Origin of the sequence: Christiangramia lutea (assembly GCF_022489035.1) — a bacterium.
GTDB lineage: Bacteria > Bacteroidota > Bacteroidia > Flavobacteriales > Flavobacteriaceae > Christiangramia > Christiangramia lutea.
Map to the genome: position 1 here is coordinate 145,685 of NZ_JAKVTV010000004.1, position 17,463 is coordinate 163,147.

A 17,463-nucleotide genomic window follows, 5' to 3' on the forward strand; every position below is an offset into this window, starting at 1 on the left:
AATTTACTCGACTCGAGAGTGGCCAATTAAAAATATAGAAATGAAGAAAGGTTTACGCGTCATATTATCTGGTGGAGGAACAGGAGGACATATCTATCCTGCGATCGCCATTGCTGATGAGATAAAGAGAAGGTATCCAGATGCTGAGTTCCTTTTTGTTGGCGCGAAAGACAGGATGGAGATGGAGAAAGTTCCTCAGGCCGGTTATGAGATAGAAGGCCTTTGGATTAGCGGAGTGGACAGATCTTTTAGTTTGAAAAATTTCATATTTCCGTTTAAACTGATGAGTAGTCTTTCTAAATCCAGAAAGATCATCAAAAAGTTTAAACCAGATGTGGTTATTGGAACCGGTGGTTTTGCCAGCGGACCTTTATTGAGGGTGGCTATTTCCAAGGGAATTCCTACCCTTATCCAGGAACAGAATTCGTTACCGGGAATTACCAACAGGATCCTGGCGAAATATGCCGATAAGATTTGTGCGGCCTACGAGAAAGTAAAGAATGTTTTTCCTTCTGAAAGAACCATTATTACCGGTAATCCGGTGAGGCAGGATCTACTAAAGGTTGATGAATTAAGGGATGAGGGAATCAAACATTTTAATCTTTCAAGAGAAAAAAAGACTGTTCTGGTACTTGGTGGAAGTCTTGGTGCTAGAAGGTTAAATAAGCTAATTGAAACTTACCTGAAAAAATTCAAGGAGGAGGATATTCAGCTTATCTGGCAAATAGGCAAACTGTATTACGCAGATTATAAAAAATATGAATCTGAGCAGATAAGGGCAAAAGAATTCATTAACCGAATGGACCTTGCTTATGCTGCGGCAGATGTGATCATTTCAAGGGCCGGGGCAGGCAGTGTTTCAGAATTATGCATTGTTGGGAAGCCGGTATTATTCATTCCATCCCCGAATGTTGCTGAAAATCACCAGGCGAAAAATGCCATGGCGGTCACCGAACATGACGCGGCTTTAATGATCACAGAAGATGAGTTAACTGAAAGATTTGAACCATGTTTCTTTAGTCTCCTGACAGATGAAAAAAGGCTGGCTCGATTTTCAGCAAATATTAAGAAACTGGCTCTGCCAAATGCGACTTCAGATATAGTTGATGAAGTGGAAAAGCTAATAGAAAAGAATAAAAAGTAAGTGAAGGATCTTAACCACATAAAGCATTTTTATTTCATCGGAATAGGTGGGATCGGGATGAGTGCCCTGGCCAGATATTTTAAGGCCAAAGGGAAGTTTGTGGCTGGTTATGATCGCACAGAAACCGAATTAACCGATACTCTTGAAAGTGAAAGTATCGAGGTGAATTATTCGGAAGAGATTGAAAATATTCCTGAGCAAATATGCCAGGATCCAGAAAATACGCTGGTAGTATTCACCCCGGCCGTTCCTAAAGATTTTAAGCAGTTCGAATACCTGAAACAAAAGAATTTCAGTATTGTAAAAAGAGCTGAATTACTGGGAATGGTAACAGACCAAAAATACTGTCTTGCCGTAGCCGGTACCCACGGTAAAACGACTACCACCTCGATCCTCGGTCACTTGCTAAAGGAAACCGGGGCGAAAGTAACTGCATTCCTTGGTGGGATTAGTGAAGATATACAATCAAACCTCATTATGCAGGGAGACGATGTAGTTGTGGTTGAAGCAGATGAGTTCGATAGATCCTTCCTTCAACTGTCGCCAAACCTTGCGGCGATCACTTCTATGGATGCAGACCATTTGGATATTTATGGAGATAAGAGCGAACTGGAAAAATCGTTCAGGGAATTTGTTTCAAGAATAGACAAAAACGGAAAACTATTCATAAAAAATGGATTATCTCTCGATGGTGTCACAATTGGCATAAATGATGAGAGTGATTATTCAGCACAAAATATCAAAGTTGGAGAAGGTCATTATGTTTTTGATCTAAAAACACCTTCTTCGACCTTAGAAAATTTAAAATTTAATCTACCCGGCAAACACAATTTGCTGAATGCTATAACAGCCCTGGCAATGGCCATTGAATACGGTTCCCCAACCGACGGTCTGGCCAGGGCTTTATATTCGTTCAAAGGTGTTAAGCGTAGATTCAGCTATAAAATCAAAACGGATAACCTGGTCCTGATCGATGACTATGCGCATCACCCTACAGAGATCTCTGCGGTTCACCAGGCGGTTCGTGAAATGTATCCCAACAAAAAAGTTTTAGCGGTTTTTCAGCCCCACCTGTTTAGCCGTACCCGCGACTTCGCTGAAGAGTTTGCCACAAGCCTTTCAAAGTTTGATAAGGTGTTCCTGCTGGATATTTATCCGGCCAGGGAACTCCCCATAGATGGTATTTCTTCAGCCTGGTTGCTGGATAAAATTTCTAATTCGGAAAAAGCGCTGGTAAAAAAATCAGAATTACAGCAAAAGATAAAGGCAGAAAATCCTGAAATCGTTGTAATGCTTGGTGCCGGAGACATAGGGGCCGAAGTTGAAAAAGTAAAAAAAACATTGTTACATGAAGCGTAGTTTAGGTTACATAAAGGCTTTCGTTTTGGTAGCACTCGTGGGTGTTTTGTACGGTTTTGCTGAAAAACGTCATAAATCACGGGCAATCAACGATATAGGTGTAAAATTCACAGACACTGAAAATCTCTATGTGACTGAGGAAGTGGTTAATAAATTGTTGATACAAAATAATTCAGCTGTCTCGAGTATAGATAAAGAAACTTTAGATTTGAATAGGGTTGAATCCCTTTTGAATGAACACGAAATGATTGAAAATGCGGAAGTTTACCTCACGCTTGATGGTAAATTGAATGCAGAAGTAAGTCAGAGAAAGCCAATTGGAAGAGTGATTGGAAATTCATCATTCTATCTCGACAGGAATGCTGAATTAATGCCATTAAGTGAATTTTATACAGCGAGGGTTCCGCTGATGTTTGGTTTTGATGGGTCTAATGTTGCGAAGGCTTATCCCATAGTGAACTTTATTAAGAACGATGAGTTTTTGACCAGACATATTACCGGGATCAGCCGGCTTGAAGGAGATAAATATACGCTTGAACTTAGGGAACTTGATTTTGAACTTTACTTCGGAGATTCAAGCAATGTGGCTTTAAAATTCAACAATTTTAAGGCATTTTATAAGAAAGCACAGAAAGAAAAAAAATTAGATACCTACAAAAAAGTGAACTTACAATTTGGAGACCAGGTTGTGTGCACGAAAAAATAGTTTATGGAACAAAACGATATTGCAGTAGGATTAGATATTGGAACAACAAAGATTGTGGCTATGATAGGTCGCAAAAATGAGTACGGCAAGGTTGAGATCATTGGAATTGGAAAATCAAAATCTCTAGGTGTACACAGGGGCGTAGTAAATAATATTACGCAAACCATCCAGTCTATCCAGCAGGCAATACAGGAAGCGGAAGCCGATAGCGGTTTAAAGATTAGTGAAGTAGTAGTTGGAATTGCCGGGCAGCATATTAGAAGCCTTCAGCATAGCGATTATATAACCCGTCAGAATCCTGATGAGGTTATTGATGCAGATGATATTCATACGCTTTGCAACCAGGTTCACAAGTTAGTAATGCTTCCGGGAGAGGAAATCATACACGTACTTCCTCAGGAATTTAAAGTGGACGGTCAGGCTGAAATCAAAGAGCCTATCGGAATGTACGGAGGAAGACTGGAAGCCAATTTCCATGTAGTAGTTGGCCAGGTTTCTTCTATTAGAAATATTGGAAGATGTGTTAAGAGCGCTGGATTGGAACTTTCAGCAGTGACCCTGGAACCATTGGCATCTGCTAATGCAGTTTTAAGCCAGGAAGAGAAAGAAGCCGGAGTTGCACTTATCGATATAGGTGGTGGTACTACCGATCTTGCAATTTTCAAAGACGGGATTATTCGTCATACGGCCGTGATCCCTTTCGGTGGTAATGTGATCACCGAAGATATCAAAGAAGGTTGCTCAATCATTGAAAAGCAGGCTGAATTGCTGAAGATAAAATTTGGTTCAGCATGGCCGGGAGAAAATAAGGATAACGAGATCGTTTCTATTCCTGGATTAAGAGGAAGAGAGCCGAAGGAAATTACCCTTAAGAACTTATCCAAGATCATTCATGCACGTGTAGTTGAGATCATCGAGCAGGTTTACCTGGAGATCAAAAACTATGGTCATGATGAGCAGAAGAAGAAGCTTATCGCCGGTTTAGTGCTTACCGGTGGTGGAGCACAATTAAAGCACATAAAGCAACTGGCTGAATATATCACCGGAATGGATACCAGGATTGGTTATCCAAACGAGCATTTAGCCGGGACAACAGATTCGGAAACTACCAGCCCTGTTTATGCTACCGCGGTAGGTTTGGTTATGAACAGCCTGGAGAAGGATAGTGCAAGATTTCAGGAAGAAGCTGTGCTGTCTGATTCCAGTCCGGTAGACGATTCCGAAGAAAGTGAAGAAGGAGATCAGGTGATGGAGAATCACGATCTGGAGGAAGAGACCTCGAAAAAAGTGGCCCGCAAAAGCATTTTTGACAAGTGGGCAGAGAAATTTAAAGATTTTTTAGATAACGCAGAGTAATTAAGATACAATACAACCAGTAAAACAGAGTTTATGAGCAGTAAAGAATTTGGAGACATCTCATTCGATTTACCGAAGAATCAATCGAACGTCATCAAAGTGATAGGAGTAGGCGGTGGAGGAAGCAATGCCATCAACCACATGTTCCAGTTGGGAATTAAAGGGGTTGATTTCGTTGTTTGTAATACCGATTCCCAGGCACTTGAAAACAGTTCGGTTCCCAACAAGATTCAGTTAGGTGTGACCCTTACCGAAGGACTAGGAGCAGGAGCAAATCCTGAAATTGGAGAAAAGGCAGCAGTAGAAAGTTTTGAGGAGATCAAGCAAATGCTGGATACCAATACCAAAATGGTGTTTATTACTGCCGGAATGGGTGGTGGTACCGGTACTGGTGCTGCGCCTATTATCGCGAAACAGGCAAAGGAACTGGATATACTTACGGTTGGGATCGTAACCATTCCTTTTCAGTTTGAAGGAAGGAACAGGAACGAACAGGCACAATTAGGAGTTGAAAGGTTAAGAAGCCACGTAGATTCTCTTATTGTGATCAACAATAATAAACTTCGTGAAGTTTATGGAAATCTAGGTTTTAAAGCCGGATTCTCAAAAGCTGATGAAGTACTTGCTACAGCCTCAAGAGGTATTGCTGAAGTAATTACGCATCATTATACACAAAACATTGACTTGCGTGATGCGAAAACCGTATTGAGCAATTCTGGAACTGCTATCATGGGGTCCGCTCAGGCTTCAGGAGCAAGCAGAGCTACAGATGCTATTATGAAAGCTCTGGACTCTCCATTACTAAACGATAATAAGATCACCGGTGCCAAAAATGTTTTACTGCTAATTGTATCTGGTAACGAGGAGATCACTATCGACGAAATTGGTGAAATCAATGATCATATTCAGGCGGAGGCCGGGCATAGCGCTAACATCATCATGGGTGTTGGTGAAGATGAAGCTCTGGAGGATGCTATTGCTGTAACTATTATCGCTACTGGTTTCGATGTAGAGCAGCAAAACGAGATCACAAATACTGAAACTAAAAAGATCATTCATACACTTGAGGATGAACAAAAGGCAGAACAGGAATTAACTACGAAGAAGTCTGCTCCTATCTCCCAGGTAACGAATGCTCCAGTGAATAGAAACCCAGAAAATGAGTTGCAATTCGAGGAGCCAGCAAAAGAAGAAAAAATTGTTCATACACTCGACGAAAATGAAGAAGAGGTAGATGAAGTGGGGAACATTCAAAAAAAGGTAGATGATGTTTTCAAAACACCTGATTTCGCACGTAAACTGGATGTGATCTATGAAGAGATCGATCCTGAGGAATTCATCATCAATGATACAAGCGAAGAGGTGAAAGCAATGGAGGTAAACGAACCCGAAGAGGTGAAACCGGAAGAAAGCAAAGATCAGTTCATGTTTACTTTCGATATGCCAATGAAGGAAGAGAAGAAACCTCAGACCAGCTCTAGAAATGAGGAGGTTAAAAGGCATAGCCTTGAAGATGAGGATGAGACCAGGAATATCAAGGTAAATGAACCCGTTGAAATAATTCCGGTTACTGAAAATTCAGCTCAGGGAGTTAAAAGATATAGTCTTGATGATTATATGGAGATGGAGGAGAAATTAGAGGAATCCAAGGCTCCTAAGAAAGAAGAGGAGACCGATGATACCATCGCCTTCGAAAAGAAAACAGTAGCTCCTGCGCCGGAGAAGGACAATTCGGGAGATAATCATGATCCTTTTGATAACCCAATCTCTTCTGAAGTTGTAAGACAAAGAACGGCGGAAAGGAAAGCTAAAATGAAGGAGTTTAATTATAAATTCAGAACAGGTGGTTCTGCCCAAATCGATGAGATCGAGAAGCAACCGGCTTATAAAAGAGCGGGTATAGAACTTGATAATTCCAAGCCTGGAGAAGGGAAGTTGTCTCGTACCAGTATAGATCAGGACGAAAACAACGATCTTCACTTCAGGAAGAACAATTCTTTTCTACATGATAATGTAGATTAATTTTCAACCTAGCCACGAAAAAGGGACGCAATTTGCGTCCCTTTTTTATTTTTTGAAATTTAGATGAAACTAGTTCTGGGTTTTTGCCTGTACTTCATCTGTATCTCTTCTGTACTTTAACATTGAGATTCCGGCTATGAAAAATATGAAGCCTAAAATAGTGAGTGCCCAAGGGCTTAGCATTAAAGCTACACTACCAAAGATTCCTAATACTCCCATTACAAGCGCGATCGCACCTCCTATGGTCATAATCATTGCTAAGACTTTAATCATAATTTTTGTTATTGGTTATGGTTTAAAAATAGTTAAACCAGTTATATATTGATAGATATTAACAGATTTTACCAATTTTTAAAGCCGTCTTAACTAAGTTCACACCTAGTTCCAGTAGATCATAAAGTATTTGATCTTAGCAGTATCCGGGATCTGAGACGCCATGATCTTACTGTCTGTATCATATCTCAGGCTAGTTGGAAGCTGATTTTTGTCTATGGTGATATAGGCATTGATTTCATCTATGAATATCACGGCCGAATTAATGGTGTTTTCTATCCTTGAAATATTATAGTTTTCAACAATATCCTTGAAGGTGCTCTCGGTGGTTAGGCCATTCTTGGTTTCATACCTGGGATCAAGTATCCTTATATAACCAATAGTGCTTGTGGAGTCAAATTCCTGTAAGGGTTCGAGGCTTAGTAAAGCTTTTCCATCCTTACTGAAAATCTTTATTTCATCTGTAGATCTAAATTCCTGAGGCCCGCTGGTTTGGCGAACAATACTATCGTTTTGGAAAATAGAATCCAGCTGGTTTATTTTAATTTCCTTTTTAAGCGCTCCTACCTGTTTGGAGGTAATTAAATAGGGGTTTTCCTCATCGCTGGTGCAGGAAGTAATACTAGCGCATAAACCAAGAATTAATAAAGCTTTTTTGTACATATTAGATTAGGTAGTTTTTATTTTAAAAATTTATTCAGGATTCCCATTACGCCTCTAATGAAAGTTGCGCTGGTCAAAACTTTTATAATTGCGCCTTCGGTACTATCTGTTCGTCGGCGCGAGGTTGATTCTGTTACTTCTTTTCTTTCTTTTTTTGCCTTTTCCTGAGCTTCAGTTCTTTCGGCAATCTCTATTTTTTGGTTTAGGATCTCGTAGGCACTTTTCCTGTCAATTTCTTCATTGTATTTAGAGGTTAACTGTGAGCCTGAGATCAGGTTTTTCAACTCGACTTCCGTAAGAATATCCATCCTGCTCATTGGAGCTCTAAGCATGGTTGCGACAAGGGGTGCAGGCCTACCTTTTTCATTTAAAGCTGAAACCATCGCTTCGCCTATACCTAACGATGTAAGCATATTTTTGGTATCATAAAATTCTGAAATCGGATAATTTTCTGCAGCGAGCTTTATCGCTTTTCTGTCTTTAGCTGTAAACGCCCTTAATGCATGCTGAATTTTCAATCCCAACTGCCCAAGAACTTCTTCCGGAACATCTGCAGGGTTCTGGGTTACAAAATAGATTCCGACTCCTTTAGAACGTATCAATTTTACAATACTTTCTATCTGGTCTAATAATGCATCTGAAGCTTCCTCAAAAATAAGATGAGCCTCATCTATAAACATCACTAGTTCCGGTTTGTCCATATCTCCTCTTTCAGGAAATGTGGAGTAGATTTCAGCTAAAAGGCTAAGCATAAATGTGGAAAACAATTTTGGCCTATCCTGAATATCGGTAAGTCTCAAAATGTTCACATAAGCCTTGCCTTCGTTTGTTTTCCGAAGCAAATCTGTTACCTCGAAAGATCTTTCACCAAAGAAAAGGTCGGCTCCCTGTTGTTCAAGGGCCACGATCTTTCGAAGAATTGCTCCGGTAGAGGCTGTAGAGATCCTTCCATATTCTTCTTCGATCTCATCTTTTCCCTCTTCCGTTGAATACTGTATGATCTTCTTCAAATCCTTAAGGTCCAGCAGTGGTAACCTATGATCATCACAATATTTAAAAAGGATGGCCATTATTCCCGTTTGAGTAGATGTAAGATCCAGAATTCTCGAAAGCAGAACCGGGCCAAATTCACTCACTGTAGCTCTTAACCTAACCCCATCCTGTTCTGAAAGGCTTAGTATCTCAGTAGGAGAATTTCCAGGAGTGAAGGGAAAATTAAGTTTCTGATGTCTTTCTGCAATAAAATCAGCACCCTCAGCTGCTTTTGCAATTCCGCTAAGGTCTCCTTTTACATCCATTAGCAGAACAGGAACTCCTTTTTGAGATAGGTTTTCTGCAAGGATCTGTAGAGTTTTAGACTTTCCGGTTCCAGTAGCTCCTGCGATAAGGCCATGCCTGTTCATTGTCTTTAGAGGAATTTTTACAGCAGCTTCAGCATGAACATCACCATTTAGCATTCCGGCACCCAGGTATAGGTAATCACCTTTGGTAGTATATCCTTTCTTAATTTCTTCAATAAATTGAGTGGTTCTGTCCATTATCGCTAAGTTATTATAAAATTGATAATTCAAAAGAAGAAAACCTTCAGCATCTTTAAAATCATAAAAATTGTTTAAAATTGAAGATAAGATTACTTTTATAAAAATACTACTTGGCTAATTCAATCAAATTATGATAAAATATCTTTTTAATTTAACATTGATTATTTCCTTGTCCGGCTTCGCCCAGCAAAAGGGTGCATTATCGGAAATTATACAATCTGAAGACCCAAAACTTTCCAGGGTGATCCAAAATGTTGAAGACCATGAATTACAAATAATCTATTCAAAAGTTATCAGGAATAACGGAAAGGTTTCTTTTGATGATTTTCAATATGGTGTAGATGCAAAGGATTATTTCTATCCCGCCAGCACGGTGAAATTACCAATTGCTGTGCTTAGTCTTGAGAAGATAAATGAGTTGAATGAGAAAGGTTTTAAAATAGATAGAAATACCAGTTACCGACTGGAAAATGATTCGCTGGATCACACTATTGCCGGAGATATTAATGCGATTTTTGCGGTAAGTGATAATGATGCATATAACCGTTTATTTGAATTTCTTGGACAGGATTATATCAATTCAAAATTGAGATCTAAAGGCTTGAAGCCAGTAAGAATTTCTCATAGGTTTTCTGGAGAAGGTTCGGGAGATACCTTAACCAGGCAGATGGTTTTTAAACTTCAACAAGGAGATTTCAAATTGCCGGTTACCAATAATGCGAAGGCAGATTCACTTGAATTATCAAAGGTGATTAAGGGAGTGGGATATATTAAAAATGGTGAACAGGTAGACGAACCTTTCAGTTTTGCTTTTAAAAACTATTTTCCATTAGAAACTCAGCATAACCTGATGAAGAGATTGTATTTTCCTCAACTTTACCCGGAAAATGAGGTCTTTCAGTTAACTAAAGAAGATTTGAATTTTCTAAAGGCTGCCATGTCCAGGCTGCCAAGAGAGATGGATTATGACGAATCTGAATATTATGATAGCTATGGAAAGTTCTTTCTATACGGGGACTCCAAAGACCGCATGCCTTCTCATGTGAAGATCTATAATAAAGTAGGGTATGCCTATGGCACTCTTACTGAAACTGCGTATATACAGGATGAAAAAAATGATGTCGACTTCCTGTTATCCGCAAGTCTATTGGTCAATGAAAATGGTATTTTCAATGACGGGGTTTATGAATACGAGGATTTAGGTATACCATTTCTGGCTGAACTTGGCAGACAGATCTATCAAATGGAACTACAACGTAAAAATTAAATCACCGGCTATTTTACCGCCGGTGATAAAAGTTTTAAGGTGCCATTGGTTGCATTTAATTCAGCTTGAATTCCATTTGGAATGGTAGCATTATCGTCTATATGGCCAATCATGGCGCCGGAATAAGCCGGAATATTGAGTGGTTTAATATAATGATCTATCACTTCTTCCATAGTAAGGGAGCCATATCCACTTCCCCCGGGGTCACAATCTGTACATTTCCCGAAAACAAAACCGCTGATCTGGTCAAATACACCTGCCAGGTATAATTGGGTCATCATTCGATCCATGGCATAAATCTTTTCACCCACATCCTCAAGGTATAGAATCTTTCCGTTCCAGTCATCCGGGAAATAATCAGATCCCATGATACCGGTAAGTACCGAAAGGTTTCCACCCAGGAGTTCACCTTTTACGGTGCCTTCCTTAATCACCCTGATCCTGTTTTTTGTCTGCACCAGTTCATCCCCTTTCTTTTCAGGATTTGAATAGGTAATGGCTTCTTTCTGAAAAAGCAATCGTTTTAAATAACCACTGCTAAAGGAATTCCAGGTGGAAACCGCAACCGGGCCGTGAAAAGTAGTAAGCCCAGTTTTTTCATAGATCGCCAGGTGCAAAGCAGTGATATCGCTGTATCCGATAAATATCTTCGGGTTTTTCTTAATTGCCTCATAATTCAGTTTATCCAGAATTCTAGCTGCACCAGAACCACCGCGAAGAGCTATGATCGCCTTAATGGATTCGTCTCGAAACATTTCGTTTAGTTCTTCTGCACGCTCTTCATCGGTGCCTGCAAGGTGGCCATACCGGTTTTTAGTGTTTTTTCCGAATTTTACTTTAAGGCCCATGGCTTCAAAAGATTCTTTCGCGATATGGTAAGGTTCCGTCTCAAAAATAGCGCTAGCCGGGCTTACAATTCCAATCGTATCGCCTTCTTCCAGGGCTTTTGGGATAATGGCATCTTTTAAATGATTGTTTACTGGTTCCTGGTTATATGAGATTGGATTCAGGGGGATCAATAGCCCGCCCATACCCATATTCTGTATAAACTTTCTTCTTTGCATGAGGTTGGGAATATATTTTAGTAATTATCTCTTACCTTTTCTAAAATCCTGGTCATACCTTCCTTAAGTTCAGAGGTAGGTACGGTATAATTACTATTCATGAAGCTAAAAATTAGGGTTCTGCCACTTTTGGTAACAAGGAAACCACTAAGACTATGATTGTTTTTTAAGGTTCCTGTTTTGGCATAAATATAAGGAGTTTCAGCTTTGTAATAATTTTTGAGGGTACCAGATTCACCTCCTGCGGCTAAAATTTTGAAAAGCTCTTCCTTCGGCATCTCCATTTCAATCTTTTCAATGAGTTTTGCCATGGTTCTTGGGGTGAAAAGATTATACCTGGAAAGTCCCGATCCGTCATACCATTGCGGTTCATCGGGAAGATCATTGAGGTGTTCCTTTTTCATATAGTCTATGGCGATGTCGGTTTTTAGGGTATCAGAGATTTTATCGGCAGCCATTAGAAGGATCTGTTCCGCGATAAAATTGTCGCTTACCTGCATCATTCTTTTATAAATACTGTCGCTTGAAATGCTAAAAATCGTTTTGTCAAAAACAAGTTTTTCCGGATTTCCATGGTAGACTGAAATCTCGCGATTCAAAGTGTCTGAAAGTAAACCTGCGATTAATTCTTCCGAGAATTTAAAAGGAACATATTGCATGAAATCATTATCCCTGTTAAAGTTTTGATACTCCATTCTGTTCGAAGAAAAATCTCTTTGAGCATATTTGTTTTTTTTGCCCATAATCTCTACTGGAAATATGGAGTCCTGCATTCTTTTCGGTGTTACCGTAGGGGCCGCAGTACCGGCTTTAAATTCCACCTTGAGGAGATTTCCATAAACGGGAAGGTCGATCCTTTCGGCAGAATAATAGGAATCATAATCTCCCCAGGCCCAACCAGGTCCCAGGGCTTTTTCTTTATAAATAGGAGGAACATAAATTAAAGAGGACTCCTGAGCATTTAAAAATTCAAGAATTTCAGATTCAGGAAGATCTGGATTCATCAAAGTGGGGTCTCCGGTTCCTTTGAAAAAAAGACTGTCTCTTTTCACGGTATACCTCAAAGCCGGAACTGAATCACCCAGGACCTTCAGGCCAGTGTAAAGCGTAAATAATTTAGTATTTGAAGCAGGGGTGAAATACTTTTCTTCATTATGAGCATACAACATCTTCTGAGAAACTGGATCGTAAATAACAAATCCAGCAAATCCCTGGCTGAATTCTTTAGCCTCAATAAATTCTTTCTCGATTTCTTTATTAGTCTTCTTTATAGCAGAGCAGGAGGTAAGAATTAATGAGATTAGTAATGGAATTGCCGATGAATAAGAATGTTTTTTGAGTAGATGAAAATTTAGTAAAAAAATATTATTCATGTTAAAATGATATGATTTAGAGGTAGTTGTTAAAATAATGTTGAAAAGTGTTTAAACTTTTACCAAAAATAATAATAAATAAACCAATGGTTCTAGTATATTTATTTTTCATTCACAATTAATTAACAATATAAGGTATGAAATTAAAAAGTATGATAATGGTCTTTTTGACCATTTTTCAATTTGCATCCTTGGTAGCACAGGAAGATTCTGTGAGCGGTCTGGTAACCAGCTCTGCAGACGGTGAGCCTGTTTTTGGCGTCAATGTGCTGGTTAAAGGTACTAATCGGGGTACAACAACCGATTTTGAAGGAAATTATCAGATCGATGTAAATCAGGGGGAGATCCTGATTTTCTCTTCGATAGGTTTTGAAACCCAGGAAATCACCTATTCAGGACAATCTACCTTAAATGTTACTCTGGTGGAAGACCTGGAAAGCCTGGATGAGGTGGTAGTTACTTCATTCGGTATTGAGCAGGAAAAGAAATCACTGGGTTACGCGGTTCAGGAGATTGGTTCCGAAGAGATCACCAAAACGAAACAGCAAAATCTTGTAAGTGCTTTGCAAGGGCAGGCTGCTGGTGTGCAGGTTACCAATTCTGGAGGTGCGCCAGGTATGAGTGCAAGAATCATTATCAGGGGGGTTAATTCCCTGGATCCTGGCGCCGATAATCAGCCTCTGTTTGTTATTGATGGGGTGCCTATCGATAACTCTACTATTGAATCTAATGGTACGCCACGTGGATTATCTAACCGTGCCGCTGACATCAATCCTAACGATATCGAGTCTTTGAACATACTAAAAGGTGCTGCTGCAACCGCACTTTATGGGGTTAGAGCATCGAACGGAGCAGTAATTATCACCACTAAAAAAGGTAAAGCAGGAAAAGTGAGGATCAATTTCAATACTTCTTTAGGTTTTGATGAGATCAATCAGTTTCCAGATTTCCAGGAAACTTATGGGCAAGGGTTCTCTGGAGAATATAACCCAGATTCGTTTTGGCCAAACTGGGGACCTTCCATGGAGGAGATCAACCAGATAGATCCAGACGTAAGGTTTTATGATATCTGGGATGATGCTATGAGAACAGGTGTGCAGATAGATAATAATATAAGTATTTCTGGTGGTAACGAGAAAGCTACATTCTATGGTTCTCTGGGTAGACTCGATCAGGAAGGGATCATTCCATTTAGTGATTGGGGAAGAACTTCAGCAAAATTAAGTGGAGAAGTTGTTTTTAGTGAAAAGTTCAGGTTTTCGGGAAATGTAAATTATACTGTAACCGGAGGTAATCGTGTTCCTCATGACAGGTTTATGGAGCGTCTTGTTTACTGGTCTCCAAATCATGATGTAGAAGACTATATTAATGAAGATGGTACCATGAGAACCTACGGAAATACCAACCCGATCTATGATGCCAGATTTAGTACTTTTGAAGATGAGGTAAACCGAACTGTTGGTAACCTTCGTTTTACCTACAGTCCTTTTGAATGGCTTGATCTAACATATTTAGTAGGAACAGATTATTACAGTGATAAAAGAACCGAGATCACACCTGGGCCATTAGGAATCGACGGTGAGAATCCTTTGAGTAGCACTGGTTTTATTACTGAAACCAGGATTAACAGTCGGGATATTAACTCGAACTTCTTCATTACTCTTAAAAACGACTGGACAGAAAAACTGAATACCACTTTGCGTCTTGGTAATGATGTTTTTGAAAGGGATTATGAAAGGGTAGATGCAACTGGAGTTGAATTCGTGATCCCGGAGTTCTATGATCTAAGTTATGCGTCTCAGATTTCCAATTCTCAGGATAAAAGGAAAAGAAGGCTTGTTGGGTTGTATGGTGATCTTATGGTGAATTACGATGAGACCTTATTTCTTAATGTTACAGCCAGAAATGACTGGACTTCTACACTTCCAATCGGGAATAATTCCTTCTTCTATCCTTCGGTTAACCTAGGTTACGTGTTTACTGAAAGTTTTGAACAACCAGACTGGTTTACCTTTGGTAAAATTAGAGGTTCCTGGGCCGAAGTAGGTAAGGATACCGATCCCTATTTAATTGGACAAACTTATGCTTCTCCTAGTGTATATCCATTGGGCGGTGAGGTAGGATTTACAAGATTTAGCCAGTTCGGTGATCTTGAATTAAGGCCTGAAAAAACCACTGCCATCGAATTTGGTACAGACCTGAGATTTTTCGAAAACAGGTTAGGACTGGATGTGACCTGGTATAAGTCCAATAGTAAAGACCAGATTATTCCGGTTCCAGTAAGTGAAACAGCTGGTTTTTCTACCTTTGTTACCAATGCGGGGGAGATCGAAAACCAGGGATGGGAATTCATCATAAGTGGTACTCCTGTTAGATCTGAAAATTTCAGATGGGATGTTTCTCTTAACGCGGCCTATAATCAGAATGAGGTTAAAAGCATTCGAGAAGGGATTGAAGAGATCGTGGTTGGAACCCAGTTTGGTTACGGCGGATCATCAGTTACCATTAAATTACTGGAGGGAGAGCCTTACGGTAATATTTTCGGAACCAGTTATGCAAGACAGGGAGCAGACCCAAACAGTATCTATCTTAATGAAAGCTTACCTATTATTATAAGAGAAGATGGTTTTCCAGATAGAAATGGAAGCCAGTTAGTTCTGGGGAATACAACTCCTAAATGGATAGGTGGTTTGAAGAACGATTTCAGTTTCAAAGGTTTTGATCTTTCATTCCTGATCGATTTTAGATCTGGAGTAGAGCAGTACAATCAGTATGATAACTTCTTTTCAGCTTTCGGTATTGCAGAATATACTCTTAACCGGAATGAAACTATTGTTTTTGATGGCTTTCTTGAAGATGGCTCTCCAAATACCCAGCCGGTTTGGCTAGGCCAGGGAGAAGGGCCTGACGGAAGAAATTATGGTGCTGGTTTCTATAGGAATATCTACCGTACTGTAAGTGAGAACTTCGTTCAGGACGCTTCCTTTATAAAGCTTAGAAATATTACTTTAGGATATAACTTTCAGGGTAATATTCTGGATGTTCTACCATTCGAATCGGCAAGAATGTCGGTTGCTGCGAATAATATTATCCTTTATACGCCCTGGGATGGATTTGATCCTGAGTCATTCAGCTCGGGTGCAGGAGGGAATGCGACAGGTTTAACAGGACTGGGTTATCCAGGTGTTAGAAGCTTTTTCTTTACACTAAACCTTGGACTTTAAAAATTAAAAAATTAGGATATGAAATTTAGAATAAAAAAATACAAATACGTAATCCTCGCCTGTGCCTTTGCGTTTACATCATGCGATGATTACCTGGACATAAATGATAATCCAAATAACCCAACAGAAGCACCTCTGGCCGGGTTAATGGTGAATTCTACCTATGAAACTTCCCAGAACACCTTTAGGATGGGGGATATAACAACTAATTATGTGCAATATTTAGCTTCGCCCAATGAGGCCAGTGCTTCTGATGTTATGGAGCCTGTGAGTTATAGTGGTACCTGGGGTTCTTTATATAATGTAATGACCGATATTAATGACCTTATTCTGAAAGCTCAGGATGAGGAGGCCAATCATTATGAAGGAATCGGGCAGATCCTTATGGCTTATAATCTGGCGTTAACAGTAGATGCCTGGGGAGATGTTCCTTATACCGAAGGCTTTAATTTTGTTACGGTAACTCCATCTTATGATGATGACTCGCAGTTATATAGTGAGATTATTTCCCTTCTAGATAGTGGTATGGCTAATCTTTCTATGGAAACCAGTGCTTCTGTTGGTGGTGATGACTTTATCTATAATGGAGATGCTGATAAATGGATGAAATTTGCCTATATGTTAAAGGCAAGATATCTGAATCATTACAGTGAGACGGGAAATTACGATCCTAACGCAGTTCTGTCGGCACTTGAAAATGGTTTCGATGGCAATGAGGATGATGCTCAAATGGAGTATTTTGTTGAATCTATCAATCCATGGGCAGATGTAGCAATAGATAATGCCAATCTTTTCCTTGGTGGCTGGATCTCTGAGCAATTTATTGAGTCTTTAGACGGAACCCTTTACGGAGTTGAAGATCCCAGATTGCCTTTGATGGTTGGAGCAACAGATGATGGAGAGTATATAGGTACGGTAAACGGAGCTGGAAGGGGTGATGCGCCAGAGCAAGGTGCAAGATCTGTTCTGGAGGAAGGAGATTTTTATACTACCAGGCAGGGCCCTGTTTTGATCGCTACTTATGCTGAACAAAAGTTCATTGAAGCTGAGGCTGCCTTCGGAATCGATAAAGCTCGTTCTTATCAGGCTTACCTGGATGGGATAAGAGCTCATATGACCAAGGTAGGAGTTGAATCTACCGAAATTGATGCTTATATCAGCAATCCTGAAGTAAGTATGGGGGTGGATAGCTTTACCATTGATGATATTTTCAAGGAAAAATGGGTGGCTCTGTTCCTTAATCCCGAAGCCTGGGTAGATGCCCGCCGTTACGATTATGGCTATGAGGATTTTGATCTTCCTGAGAATCTGAATCCAGACCTGGGAGGAATGTTCATTAGAAGGCTGGCTTACCCAGATTCTGAAGTAAGCAGAAATGGAAATAATGTTCCTGATGTTACTTTGTTGGATCCTGTTTTCTGGGATGAATAAGAATTAAAAAATTTTAAAGGCCCTGTTTAAAGCACAGGGC

Annotated in this window: 13 protein-coding genes; 8 read left to right on the plus strand and 5 right to left on the minus strand. The window is 39.8% G+C overall.

What is annotated here, in order from left to right; translation table 11 throughout:
- The first annotated feature begins 40 nt into the window (after window positions 1-40).
- The 5 genes from murG to ftsZ are packed head-to-tail and all read left to right on the plus strand — an operon-like array spanning window position 41 to window position 6,587.
- The gene (murG, locus tag ML462_RS12730; RefSeq protein ID WP_240714195.1) at window positions 41-1,144 is read left to right on the plus strand and encodes an undecaprenyldiphospho-muramoylpentapeptide beta-N-acetylglucosaminyltransferase; all 1,104 of its coding nucleotides are present in this window, start codon (window positions 41-43) and stop codon (window positions 1,142-1,144) included.
- The gene (gene murC, locus ML462_RS12735) at window positions 1,145-2,503 is read left to right on the plus strand and encodes a UDP-N-acetylmuramate--L-alanine ligase (RefSeq protein WP_240714196.1); all 1,359 of its coding nucleotides are present in this window, start codon (window positions 1,145-1,147) and stop codon (window positions 2,501-2,503) included.
- The gene (locus ML462_RS12740) at window positions 2,493-3,209 is read left to right on the plus strand and encodes a cell division protein FtsQ/DivIB (protein WP_240714197.1); all 717 of its coding nucleotides are present in this window, start codon (window positions 2,493-2,495) and stop codon (window positions 3,207-3,209) included. Before murC ends, ML462_RS12740 begins: the two co-directional genes overlap by 11 nt.
- 3 nt (window positions 3,210-3,212) lie before the next feature.
- A complete protein-coding gene (gene ftsA, locus ML462_RS12745) occupies window positions 3,213-4,565 on the plus strand; it encodes a cell division protein FtsA (protein ID WP_240714198.1) in 1,353 nt (450 codons plus the stop codon).
- A gap of 33 nt (window positions 4,566-4,598) precedes the next feature.
- A complete protein-coding gene (gene ftsZ, locus ML462_RS12750) occupies window positions 4,599-6,587 on the plus strand; it encodes a cell division protein FtsZ (protein ID WP_240714199.1) in 1,989 nt (662 codons plus the stop codon).
- A gap of 69 nt (window positions 6,588-6,656) precedes the next feature.
- On the opposite strand, the gene ML462_RS12755 is transcribed toward ftsZ, so the two are convergent.
- From ML462_RS12755 to ML462_RS12765, 3 genes are all read right to left on the minus strand, one after another.
- Window positions 6,657-6,860 carry a hypothetical protein gene (locus ML462_RS12755; protein ID WP_240714200.1) on the minus strand — a complete coding sequence of 68 codons (204 nt, stop codon included), beginning with the start codon at window positions 6,858-6,860 and terminating at the stop codon, window positions 6,657-6,659.
- Window positions 6,861-6,965: 105 nt separating this feature from the next.
- A complete protein-coding gene (locus tag ML462_RS12760) occupies window positions 6,966-7,523 on the minus strand; it encodes a hypothetical protein (protein ID WP_240714201.1) in 558 nt (185 codons plus the stop codon).
- A 17-nt stretch (window positions 7,524-7,540) separates the two neighbouring features.
- On the minus strand, window positions 7,541-9,061 hold the full coding sequence (locus ML462_RS12765) for a helicase HerA-like domain-containing protein (protein ID WP_240714202.1): 1,521 nt from the start codon (window positions 9,059-9,061) through the stop codon (window positions 7,541-7,543).
- A gap of 133 nt (window positions 9,062-9,194) precedes the next feature.
- On the opposite strand from ML462_RS12765, the gene ML462_RS12770 reads away from it, so the two are divergent.
- Window positions 9,195-10,331 carry a serine hydrolase gene (locus tag ML462_RS12770; protein ID WP_240714203.1) on the plus strand — a complete coding sequence of 379 codons (1,137 nt, stop codon included), beginning with the start codon at window positions 9,195-9,197 and terminating at the stop codon, window positions 10,329-10,331.
- 8 nt (window positions 10,332-10,339) lie between these two features.
- Here ML462_RS12770 and ML462_RS12775 read toward each other — a convergent pair whose 3' ends face one another.
- The gene (locus ML462_RS12775; protein ID WP_240714204.1) at window positions 10,340-11,395 is read right to left on the minus strand and encodes a S66 peptidase family protein; all 1,056 of its coding nucleotides are present in this window, start codon (window positions 11,393-11,395) and stop codon (window positions 10,340-10,342) included.
- Between the two features lie 17 nt (window positions 11,396-11,412).
- Window positions 11,413-12,768 carry a D-alanyl-D-alanine carboxypeptidase/D-alanyl-D-alanine-endopeptidase gene (locus ML462_RS12780; protein ID WP_240714205.1) on the minus strand — a complete coding sequence of 452 codons (1,356 nt, stop codon included), beginning with the start codon at window positions 12,766-12,768 and terminating at the stop codon, window positions 11,413-11,415.
- A gap of 137 nt (window positions 12,769-12,905) precedes the next feature.
- Here ML462_RS12780 and ML462_RS12785 point away from each other — a divergent pair, with 137 nt between their 5' ends.
- Window positions 12,906-15,992, plus strand: a complete 3,087-nt coding sequence (locus ML462_RS12785) for a SusC/RagA family TonB-linked outer membrane protein (RefSeq protein WP_240714206.1) — start codon at window positions 12,906-12,908, stop codon at window positions 15,990-15,992.
- Between the two features lie 18 nt (window positions 15,993-16,010).
- A complete protein-coding gene (locus ML462_RS12790; protein WP_240714207.1) occupies window positions 16,011-17,423 on the plus strand; it encodes a SusD/RagB family nutrient-binding outer membrane lipoprotein in 1,413 nt (470 codons plus the stop codon).
- Window positions 17,424-17,463 lie beyond the last annotated feature (40 nt).